Source organism: Rhodococcus sp. Leaf278 (assembly GCF_001426085.1).
In the GTDB taxonomy this organism is placed as follows: domain Bacteria; phylum Actinomycetota; class Actinomycetes; order Mycobacteriales; family Mycobacteriaceae; genus Rhodococcoides.
On the sequence record NZ_LMRR01000003.1, the window covers coordinates 108658 to 119784 of the forward strand.

The window sequence follows — 11127 nt, forward strand, 5'->3', positions numbered from 1 at the left end:
AGTTGGCCACCAGTGGGGACCTCGACCTGGCCACCAGTGGGTACTTTCTCCATGGCCACGGACAACATCGGTCGTGATGACCACAAACCGCGGTGTCAAATCGTGGTGTGAAGTGCTCGGTGACAACACGGTCGCCGCAGCCATACGCGACCGGCTCCTGCATCGCTCTGTCGTGCTCAACCTCGACGGCGATTCCTACCGACTACGGGACCACAACGCCAGATCAGAGAAGCTCCGCAAAGCCACCACCGGAACCCGCCAACCACTACAGTGAAACTTCTCGCCGAGATGCTCTGGTCGTCCAGTGGCATCGGATACGAACTCCTGCGCAACGTCAGCCTGGTGCGCATGGAGCACACTACGGGCACAGTTGTGCCGATACTCGTGATGGCACTGCCACCCACCATCGCCCCGCAGTGGTTGGAAACTCGCATAACCTCGAAATACGGTGGCCGGTAGATTCCGCGATCGGCGCAGGTTCATCAGCCACTTTGTAGTCAAGCCAGGCGGAGGTCGACGACAATACCGCGTTTCGAGCAATAGGTCTTTTACACGTCCTCGTCCTGTGACCCGCCGTGGGCAGCCGCGACCTAGGCCAAGTAGCGGTCAACACCCTGCCAGGAATATCTGTAATTTCTACTTACCTGCAACAAGCGAACCAGTCGAAAAAGCTTTCGGCGATGACCGGAAGCTTCCTCAACCACACCGCTGAAACGCGATGGTACGAAAGCACCCGACTATATCGCCGCAGGTTGCGGAGCAGCCTCGGGTTTCAACCATTCGCTATCGGGACGAGCAACAAGCCTGGCATTGGTATAGGCCATGTCGAGTGTGAGCACAGTGTGTCCGCGATATGCCCGGTCTCCAACGGCCGAAACGACTAAGGCCAAATCCGCGGCCCCGTCGCCGGTCAGGTCAAGTGGCATCAGAAACTGCGCGCCAGAATCTCCGAGCTTTGGATACCACTGCGGGATTACTAACTTGTGGTTTCGGCGCACGCGACGCAGGGTGAGATTAACTGCGGCGTCTAGCGCCTGCCTAGCCCGCAGCGTCTGAGTAGCCATCTCCGCCGGAAATCGCTCGATATTATCGCCAATGATGTGGTCATACGCGAGTTTTAGTTCACGTCGCCAGTCGTACACTAACTCGGAGGCTCAGGTCACGTACTCTGCCATCTGCGGTGGCTCAGGGAAATTCTTGAGCAGGTCTCTGTCCGACTCGGCCACCCATCGCAAGAAGTACCAACCTTGAGCACCATCGTGTCGATTGCGCTGGAAAAGCCCGAAGATTTCTTCGGCATGCGGAGTCAGCAATCCCGTGTTTGTTGCCGCGAACTCACCGTCAGGCGTCACGACAATTTTATCCTCCATTACGAGACGCTTGTGCGTGTACCGGAGAAAGCTATCGAGGATAGGTAGCGACCGCTCCGCATTTGCGGCCCCGGTCCAGTTCTCGGTCTCCGCTAGCTCCGCTAAAGAAGTCAATACATCCGCCCAGGCCCGGGGGCCCAACTCGGAGCGGTCGATCTGAGCCGGACCCCTATACGGGAAGAAGGCGAATGACCGCAGAGAATCCGCATGGCCTTCGCTAACAGGCCCAATGCCGACCGTCCTCCTCTGCGCGACCTGCGTGGGCGTCGGAATGCTGTCCATACCACGATCCTATCTGTACTCCGGCACCCCTAGCGCAGGAATCGATTTCAGCTTGTTAATTCGTCCTAGCAAGCCACTTGAGGTGGCACAGTGAAACGTACCCCGAAATTCGGGTTAACTCGCCCAGGCCGTAAACCAAACGCTAACCAGGGCGCAGCGAGACAGGCAACACCGCGCTCGGCCCGACGCGCGGCCTCTACGCGCGGCGAAGCAGCCTCACGAAGATCAGACACTAGTCCGGACCTTCGCAAGGTCAGCCATGGATGGTGTCAGCAAGCAATGACGGCGCTCATCGAAATTCCCCACTGACGCTCACTGAAATTCCCCACCCGTGTGGCACCGCCAACGAGGGCGGGTCTCCCCGGATGCTGATGGTCTCTGACCACTCACCAGCTACCCGAAGGAGACCCGCTCCTCATGCTTACACGGGAGGAAGACGTGGAAATACACGCCCTGCATCAACGAGGCTGAAAGATCGCCGACATCGCACGGCACACCGGCCGCGACCGCAAGACCATCAGGTCCTACCTCAACGGAACCACCACACCCGGAGTGCGTAAACGCTCCATCCCGGACCCCTTCGAGGTGTTCCTGGCCTACGTCATCGCGCGCCTGTCCGAGGACCCGCACCTGTGGGTCCGCACCCTGTGCGACGAGCTCGAAGACCTCGGATATTCGATGTCGTATCAAACGCTGCACCGCAAGATCCGCGAGTTGAAACTCCGTCCGATCTGCCAAGCGTGCCTGACCGCGATCGAAAGACCGAACGCAGTCATCGATCACCCGCCCGGTGAAGAGACCCAATGGGATTGGGTCGATCTACCGAACCCACCCGACTCCTGGGGATGGGGCTCGATGGCACATCTGTTCGTCGGAACTTGGCGTGCTCGGGCAAATGGCGCGGGGTCCTCGCCCCCAACTTGACCCAACCGCATGTCGTCGACGGCCTCGACCGCATCTGCCGAGGCCTCGGCGGAGTCAGCCGCGTGTGGCGGTTCGATCGGATGGCGACAGTCTGCCACCCCGACTCCGGCCGCATCACGGCCAGCTTCGCCGGCGTCGCGAAATATTACGGTGTCTCCGTCGCGATCTGCCCGCCCCGCCGTGGCAACCGCAAAGGCGCGGTGGAGAAGTCCAATCACACTGCAGCGCAGCGGTGGTGGCGGACCCTCGCCGATGATCTGACCGTCGAACAAGCCCAAGCAAGCCTCGACCGGTTCTGCAGTCTGCGCGGCGACACCCGACTCTGTCCGACGAAAGACGGGAAGGCGTCGGTGGCGACGATCGCCACCACCGAGGGGTTGCATCCGATGCCGGCGGCTGCGTATCCGGCGATCTTGAGCACCGACCGGGTCGCCTCGCGCCAAGCGTTGGTGTCCTATCGCGGTAACCGGTATTCGGTTCCACCCGAACTCGCCAGTGCCGCAGTGACAGTGACGCACGTTCTGGGCGCCGATGTCATCGATATCGTCACCTCCTCCGGGATCACCGTCGCCCGGCACCGGTTGGCTGCGGATGGGACCGGGGCGATGGTCCGCGACCACGGACACATCTACGCGCTCGAGCAAGTAGCGATGGCGGGCGCGAACACCGGCCGTCCGCACCGCCGTAAAGAACGGATCCCACCCGGACCCGACGCTCTCGCTGCCGCCGAGAAACTTCGAGCGTCGGCCGAATCGGCACTGTCCTCCAGAGATGGTCAACGCGAAAGCGGCAGTCATGCAAACGAATCCGCTGATACCGGCGCGGTCGTCTACGACCTGTCGGTCTACGAACGGGCCTCCCGCGGAAGGAACACCCTCTGATGGCCGACAAGAAGACAGGCGACCGGATGCCGGCACCGAACACGGCCGAAGCAGCGAGTCTTTATCAGCGTCTGCGTGGGCATCTCGCGGTCCTCAAACTCCACGACGCCGCCGAAGCGTTGCCCTCGGTCCTCGACCAAGCAGCGGCCGAGGAGCTGTCGATGACCGCGGCGTTGGATCGGTTGCTGTCGATCGAAGTCGAGGCCACCGAGGCACGCCGGTTGACCGGCAGGCTGCGGTTCGCATGCCTGCCGACGCCGGCGTCGCTCGAGGACTTCGACTACGACGCCGCAGCCGGTGTCGACCGCAAGCTCATCGACGAGCTCGCGACCTGCCGATACTTGGAGACCGCGACGAATGTGCTGCTCATCGGCCCGCCCGGTGTGGGCAAGACGCATCTGTCGGTCGGGCTCGCGAGGGCTGCCGCGCATGCCGGGTATCGGACGTATTTCACTACCGCCGCTGATCTCGCTGCTCGCTGCCATCGAGCTGCGCTGGAGGGGCGGTGGGCGACGACGATGCGTTTCTATGCCGGCCCGACGCTGCTGGTGATCGACGAGCTCGGCTACCTACCGCTGCCCGGTGAGGCTGCGTCTGCGCTGTTTCAGGTTGTCTCGCAACGGTATATGAAGACATCGATCGTGATGACCACGAACCGTGGTGTCGGATCGTGGGGTGAAGTGCTCGGTGACAACACCGTCGCCGCGGCCATGCTCGACCGGCTCCTGCATCGCTCCGTCGTGCTCAACCTCGACGGCGATTCCTACCGGCTGCGAGACCACAACGCCCGATCGGAGAAGCTCCGCAAAGCCACCACCGGAACCCGCCAACCACTACAGTGAAGACCGCTCACGAGTGGGGAATTTCGGTGAGCGCGGTTGGGGAATTTCACTGAGCCTCGTCAGTAGAGCCGCCGCCACGCGGGAATCTGCCGACGCTGCGGCAGCAAGACAGTCCGGTCCGTGACGTCGAAGTCCGCGATCCCGTTAAGCCGCAGGGCAGCACCCTCGGGGGCCAGACTTGGGACGTCTTCTTATCGCATGCCTCTGAGGACAAGGCTTCAATCGCGGTGCCGTTACGTGATGCACTGACGGGTCGAGGAGTGACTGTGTGGTTAGACAAGACGGAACTTCGTATCGGTGACCTGCCATTTGTTGCTCGTTCGGACGCCCGAGAAAGGTCATTGACCTTGAATAACCCCGCCTTTTCTTCGTCGAATAGCAGGGCAGACTTTTGACGAATGAGCCTCATCCCCATAAGAATTACACATTTTCAGAAGTAGAAACTCACCGTCTCCTCCACCAATTACTCGCCCTGAAATCTGCTGCCGAATCGCAGTGTGCCAGACCGACCAAGTCTTCTTGCTAATTCCTCGCATGCGTGCAATCTCGAACTCGTCTTCACACAGACGGAGATACCGCTCCTCGTGAATGCAAACGGATTCGCCCCGGGAGCGTGCAACACGGAGGTCATCGTCAAGTGACCAGAACCGGGCTACATACTGTTGTGAGAGCTCGAAACGGCGTTGGCCCCGCTGTGTCCACAGCGCAACGCAAGCAAAAATTATCCCGCCGGCCGTTGCCGCATTCGCCAACAAAGACAATATATCGTGCATTATACACCTCGCAACGTGAAGCACGGCCACAACCGCGGTTAACAATATTTTCTACGTGAATGCTGCACCTCAAATTGCTCGAAAGATTCATATCATTAGGCTCTATAGTTAGCTCGACTCACTTACGGACTCCGTTCCTCACAGCGCCTCCTACTCGCAGGTAGACCAGACACATTAGTCCAAAACGCCCTAGAACTGCTAGATCAGTCCCCGCACGAACCTCACCAGAGCAAGTCGAAGAGTGCCGCGATCGCTAGATCGGCTACACCGCGACATCGTTTGCCCTCTGCGAAACGACAACACCATATTGTATTAGTTGCTTTTTACTCTGTATCGACTTGTCCGGAACCCGAAGTGATATCAACCCAACAAGGTTCTCTCGATCGACCGCAACTGACCCATCGTCGTCTGCCACATCAGCAACCACAGAAACTACAATAACTCCACGCGTATCACTTTTCCCCAGAATCGGGACTTCTTTGCCAGCAGCTACAGGACTAGCCGACAGAATATTTCTCTTATTCTCGCCCGTGAAGTCGATACGAGGATAAGCACGACGAAGTCTCTTCCAGATCGGTACCACACAGCTCAACTCAGCAAATTGTGACACCCTACCGCCGCTCGCGGCTTGCGGCCAGACAATCGCCCAGTCCTTTATTTTACCCTCAGCCGTGGATGTACCAATGAAAGTTCTCAGCGGATCAACAACCTTGTAGTAGTCAGGATGCCACACATGCTTATCAAGCACGTCCAGAAACTCTTCCGCCGAGATTAACCCCAGCTTTGCGGACTGCATGCGATCGCGATTGGCGTTTTCGTCACGGTAGGGAAGCTGGACGTTATTAACAGCTCTCACCAACAGTGGTAAAACACAGTTCGTCAGATTATAGGCATGCAAGGCGGATTCATTCCTCTCTGGAACTGACGAAAGCTGGTGAAATGCACCGACATTAGCTCGCGCCTTCACCACCGCGTTGAACATCTTGTTCCGTGCTGTTGGCTTCAGCCACGGCAAGTGTTGACTGACGAGGGGCGGTATCTGCCGTGGCTCGACTAGAGGCTTGCCGTCCTCGTCCAGCCCGGCGTACTTCTCCAGCTCCGAACGGAAGGCATCCTCATCCATCAGCAGAGACTCGAACGCCTCGTAAAGATCAGCCACTTTATCGCGCCGAATATACAGGCGTACCAGATCTTGATAGCCGGACCGGAAACCAAACCAGCGACCCGCCTGCATCAATGTGTCAGCCTGGCCGGACTTTCGGCGAAAGTATGAGACCGTCAAACCTTCGACCGTAAATCCCCGGCTCAGCTTGGCCCCTCCGACCAAGACTCGCCATACTTTGCCTTTGTCGAAATCCAGCGACTCCTGCTGATCTTGAATGCTCTTATCAGAATTTACTATGAGAACAGGATCGCTGCCACCCTTCGTCATCTCTTCGATCGCTTCTGCCAAATACGGCTTGAGGGTCTCGAAATTCTCCGGGACAGGCGCGTCTCCAGCGCGGGCCGCCATGACATCAGCGAAGTCCGACTCGAAAAGTTTCTGCAGCCTCCGCAAACCCCGATCCGCGGTGAAGTTTCCGGTATTCCACAGTGCTCTGACCACCGTCGCCGCATCGGAATGCCCCGCGGTGCCCATCTCTTCATGCACAAGCATGGTGTGATGCCGGAATTGGTAGTTCGAGTGCGTTTCGCGGTACTTCTTAATTGCACCGCTCAGCACCCACGCATCAAGTGCAGTGGCGAGTTCCTTCTTGCGAGTCTCGGGGTCGGAGATGCCGTCGCCTTCGACCGGGCGAATATACGCTAGCTCATTCGAGTTAGAGATATTCTTGGGCGTATTTTCCCAGTCCATCTCAACATCATGAAACTCTTGAACACCCATGTATCCTTCAGGACGAGGCAAAGAAAGAACGAAGTCTGCAGGAAAAAGATCCTCTTCGTCGTCTGGATCTATGAATACATTTGCGAAAGGCGTCGCCGTGTAGCCCACATATTGCGATCGAGGAACTATTTTGACGAGTTCGGTAATTAACTTATTGATCGCCGTGCGAGAAGCCGACTTTTTGGGATCCCTCGTATTGACCGAAGCAACGTCTGATTCGTCGTCAATGATCAAGGCTGGTAACTCGTAAAGCATATCTTGAAGTGGCCTCAAGTCTTTAATGAGTTTTCTCAAAGGTGCTGGGTTTTTCTTGATCACCACCACATATGTGTCGGTCTGAAATAAATTCGCTTCAGCATGAAGCGGCTTTTGCCGATCCTGCCGTTCATAGCGTAGTTGAGACATGCCTTGAGGCAGACTTTTATAGTCGCTGTGATGCGTCGTGACTCGACGGATTCTCGAAACACCTGGTTGATCCAATGCCAAATCTGTATGTTTTACGAACTTGCTAGCAAGCCAATCCTCGTCTTGCTGGTAATCCAAACCTTTCGCCACCTCGGGGTCGGTCGGATCCTGGCCGGAAAGTACGTTCTCAACTCCCATCAGCTCCATGTCGATACGCCGTTGAGTCTGAGACCGCAAGATTTCGATGGTGCCGGTCATAACAATTACGAGGCGGTAGCCCGCGTCGATCGCTTTCGCTATCACGCCAGTGAAGTTTGCCGTCTTGCCACTCTGCACATATCCAACAACTAGTCCACGCGTAGGCTTTATTTCCCCGCGAGTAGGGTCTGACAAACGCTCGACGACGGCAGATGTACTTTGATCGAGGTTATTTATCGACGCGGCTGGCCAGCCCTTGACATGGGCAAGATATTTTTCGTAGTCTTCCCAGTACAGATTGCTTCGTTTTCCTCTGGCCTCGTCATACCAGGGCTCGAACTCTCTTGTGATTACGGTAATTCGATCCTCATAGATCGGGATCACCAAGCGTATTTTTGCTTCTGCATCAGCCGATAATCCCAGTGCGCGACCTAACGCAGATCGGCGCTCCTCGCTTCGCGCGGATGTCGGGTTGCCACCCTCGTCCAATACGACCAAATTATCATCGGCATCCCATTTCGCCAGCGTCAATCGAAGTTGGATCATTCCGCTGTCGTTCGGCCCGGCGCTCTGGATGAAGGTAACAAGATCGCTCTCCTCGACCCGACTGCCGTTGAAGAGTGTCAGCAAATCCAAAATCGGCCGCGGACCCTGCACCGCCAAGCCGGTGAAAGCGCTGTGGAGGGGGGTAGTCAATTCGTAACTGCCGTCAGCCATTAGACTGCCTTTCGTGGTTCAACAATCGCAGCGTAGCGCATAGGGAGTGCTTGAGTATTGAGCGAAGTGACATCGACGCGGTAAGAAAGATCGCTAATGGTCTGCCAAGATGGGACGCTGGATTTGAGCCGCGCAATCGTGACCGCGGGAAAGCTTTCGTCAACCGAATACGCTGCAACGGGTGACCGCAAATCCCAATACGAATTGTAAAGATCACTGTCCGCGTCAGACCATCCCGACGCCGTCAGCGCTTGATCTAATCGAACTCGATATCCGCTGACAGCGGATCGGACATCATCAACGACGCTCGTCAAACTCCTACCCGCATCTGGAGTGCTCCGGGTGAGCTGAAGCGACAGAAGTGTCAACGGGGTCGATCCGTTTGGAACAAGTTGAGTAAAGCCATGCATCATATGTCGTCGCTGCTCGCTCGCAGTGGTCTTCACCTCAAAATGAATGTCGTCGAAGACGAAGTCATGCTCTCCGGCTTGTGGTCCTTTCCAAGACTCTATCGCGGATCTTGTTCCGCAGATATCGACTAGCTTTTCCAATACCAGCAATTCGCCGAGTAGGCCTATTTCCTTCTCCGTCGACATACCGGCTCGGTTCAAGATCACATTACGATGCTTGTCGAGCGCCACCTCCACGGCGACAGCGAATGTTTCTCCCGCCATCTGCAACTGGTCCACAATTGTTGCCATGAGACTGTAGACGCCATGCAGATTGGCATCTACCGCTACCGACAAGCTCCCGGTCGTTAGTTTACCGGAAGTATGTTGAGTGAAGTTAATGTTCCGCAGCCGCGCAAGGTCTGGCTGAGGTGGCGAAAACGGCGATTGCAACCTGAGTACTTGAGACTTGGGGTCGAAATGCAGAGTGCATTGCGGTTCGCCATGCACCGGCAAGGCGAACGGATTACCCTGCGCCCACATCGCATTGACGTTTTCGTAGGAGTAATGCCGATCGTCGATCTGATTTTCAACCACGCCGCATCTCTCGCTCCGTCTCGACAGCCGAGCCAAGAATCGCGCCCCATAGCGCAAGGTTGTCCTTGTCCTTCGGGCCCAAGTTAGTGCTTTCGAAGATTTGATGCGTCAGGAGAAACATCAACGACTTCAAAACCGGTGCGTCATTGAGACTGCCGCCTTGTGGAGCGAAGAGATCGCGATAGCGGCTATTCAGAAGCAGCTCGGTGTTGGCGAAGTCGACTCGAAATAGCTCTCCGGCTGGCAGCTTCGTCCATCGGAAGTCGACCTTTTCCCCCGCCTTGAAACCCACTTCGGAACTTACTCGCTTGCGGACTAACGGCGCAAAACCCCGGGTGGGCATGATAACCGGATGCCTGCGCGACGTTCTCTTGGCCGCAGTTCGGTAGGTGTCCTCCGCGTCAAGCAAGTATTGGTCGAATGTCGTACCATCTTCCGCGATTGCCTTCACCAAGGCATCTCGAAAAGCCGGTTCGGCTCGAAGGCCGGACTTTTCGGAGTTCATGGTCAGAACGGAGTCAATCGCGCCCGAATATTCGATGACGACTCGCGCAAGCTGGCGATGAGGAGTTGAGTTGGCAACGTCCGACCAACCGCCCAGCTGGAGAAGCCGGTCGTTCCGATATACGAAGAACCCTTGGAAGTTCTCGCCTGGCTTTCCATACAGGCGAAACGAAGTCGTATCCGTCTTTGCCGGCCAGATGTGACAGTTGAGCGTGATCGGTTGCCCGGCATGGTCGGTCGCTATCGCCTTGGGGTACCCCGGTCTGCCGGATTGTGCGTAGGCAAAAGGATCGATTGGCCTGACGGCGATTTCAAGTGATTCGTCGATCTGCTCGACTTCGCCGACGACCAATCTAATCGATAGTCGTTGGGTGTCGATCAGACGATGGAATGTAATGCCGAGATGGCCACGAAGCTTGCGCTCGAGCTCCGACATCCACGTGCGGGCTTCATCGGCGTTCGCGCCGCGGTACGTGCTTCGAAGTGCAGTCCACACGACCGTCGTTCCTCTGACGACCCCCACAAGCTGAGCTCGTTTTTGCTGAGCCGCGGCGGCCGATCGGTCCGACAGCACATCACAGGAAAAATCTCTAGAAAAGTCGAGTCGTTTTATGCGTCGGCCGACGGGTCGCTCGCCCTCCATTGACGACCAGACCGACAGTTCGTCACTGTGGCCGAATGATGCCGACTTGAGCCCGACGCCGAAGTGACCGAGGTCGTTGGATCCATAGGTTCGTTGATGTCCCAGCGTCATAGCGTGGTCCGCAGTGGACGAATCCATGCCATCTCCGTTGTCGATGACTTCGACACGGTGAAGACGATCCGCCCTCGACAACAGCCGGATGACGATCTGGGAGGCGTGGGCATCGACGCAGTTATCAACCAGGTCTGCGATCGCAGACTCAAATGTATGGTGCGCGCCAAGGGTCTTTACCAGCCTAGCGTCCGGCTCAAGTCGGATGGTGTCAACAACGTCGACATCGCTGGCTGGGCCGAGAGGCGGAACCGCACTCAAAACGCGTAGCTCTTCAGCGGAATTCGAACGCTTGGCAGGCGATTGGAACGTCCGTTGCACAGCGGCTTCGCCTTAGTTTGGAATTGATCCGCGCTCGCGCGATCCCCCTCCGGGACAACATCCCAGTTCCCAGATGTTCGCCCAGTGCACAGACTTTGGCTGTAACGTGCCGTAAAGACCGTAGGGCGATAGTTTGCGGAGCACATGGTGGCGACACTACCGTGATTGTTGCTTAGCGAGAGGAAGTTAGACGAAGTGTCTCGAACAGAGACTCTGGCCCTAGATCCTTGATCGTCTCGTGTTCTACAGGACGGCGTAGTCGCTTATTGCAGCCTGAGGGGCTGA

At 57.2% G+C, this 11127-nt stretch carries 5 protein-coding genes and 3 pseudogenes; 4 read left to right on the forward strand and 4 right to left on the reverse strand.

What is annotated here, in order from left to right; all coding sequences use genetic code 11:
- Nucleotides 1–64: 64 nt before the first annotated feature.
- A pseudogene (locus ASG84_RS04880) lies at nt 65–274 on the forward strand (ATP-binding protein); the annotation flags it as partial.
- 463 nt (nt 275–737) lie between these two features.
- Here the strand turns inward: ASG84_RS04880 and ASG84_RS28070 are convergent.
- Nucleotides 738–1652 (reverse strand): annotated as a pseudogene (locus ASG84_RS28070) (DUF3825 domain-containing protein).
- Nucleotides 1653–2126: 474 nt separating this feature from the next.
- Here ASG84_RS28070 and ASG84_RS04900 point away from each other — a divergent pair.
- The 3 genes and pseudogenes from ASG84_RS04900 to ASG84_RS28510 all read left to right on the forward strand — a co-directional run bounded on the left by ASG84_RS04900 (nt 2127) and on the right by ASG84_RS28510 (nt 4694).
- Nucleotides 2127–3457, forward strand: a pseudogene (locus ASG84_RS04900) (Mu transposase domain-containing protein).
- Nucleotides 3457–4299: an IS21-like element helper ATPase IstB gene (gene istB, locus ASG84_RS04905; protein WP_032370665.1), complete on the forward strand. Its 843-nt coding sequence runs from the start codon at nt 3457–3459 to the stop codon at nt 4297–4299. Before ASG84_RS04900 ends, istB begins: the two are co-directional and overlap by 1 nt.
- Nucleotides 4300–4394: 95 nt before the next feature.
- Nucleotides 4395–4694, forward strand: coding sequence for a toll/interleukin-1 receptor domain-containing protein (locus ASG84_RS28510; protein ID WP_268793483.1), 300 nt, complete (start codon nt 4395–4397; stop codon nt 4692–4694).
- Nucleotides 4695–5334: 640 nt separating this feature from the next.
- Here ASG84_RS28510 and ASG84_RS04910 read toward each other — a convergent pair.
- Genes ASG84_RS04910 through ASG84_RS04920 form a run of 3 tightly spaced genes read right to left on the reverse strand, consistent with a single transcriptional unit; the run spans nt 5335 to nt 10842 of the window.
- On the reverse strand, nt 5335–8277 hold the full coding sequence (locus tag ASG84_RS04910; RefSeq protein WP_057475904.1) for a Z1 domain-containing protein: 2943 nt from the start codon (nt 8275–8277) through the stop codon (nt 5335–5337).
- Nucleotides 8277–9263: a PD-(D/E)XK motif protein gene (locus tag ASG84_RS04915; RefSeq protein WP_057475905.1), complete on the reverse strand. Its 987-nt coding sequence runs from the start codon at nt 9261–9263 to the stop codon at nt 8277–8279. Before ASG84_RS04915 ends, ASG84_RS04910 begins: the two co-directional genes overlap by 1 nt.
- Nucleotides 9256–10842 (reverse strand): ATP-binding protein, encoded by a 1587-nt coding sequence (locus tag ASG84_RS04920; protein WP_235581534.1) that lies wholly within the window; start codon nt 10840–10842, stop codon nt 9256–9258. Before ASG84_RS04920 ends, ASG84_RS04915 begins: the two co-directional genes overlap by 8 nt.
- Between the last annotated feature and the right edge of the window lie 285 nt (nt 10843–11127).

Coding starts and splice junctions, on each gene's coding strand:
- ASG84_RS04910 (WP_057475904.1), bottom strand. CDS start 8,277: ATGGCTGACGGCAGTTACGAATTGACTACCCCCCTCCACAGCGCTTTC.
- istB (WP_032370665.1), top strand. CDS start 3,457: ATGGCCGACAAGAAGACAGGCGACCGGATGCCGGCACCGAACACGGCC.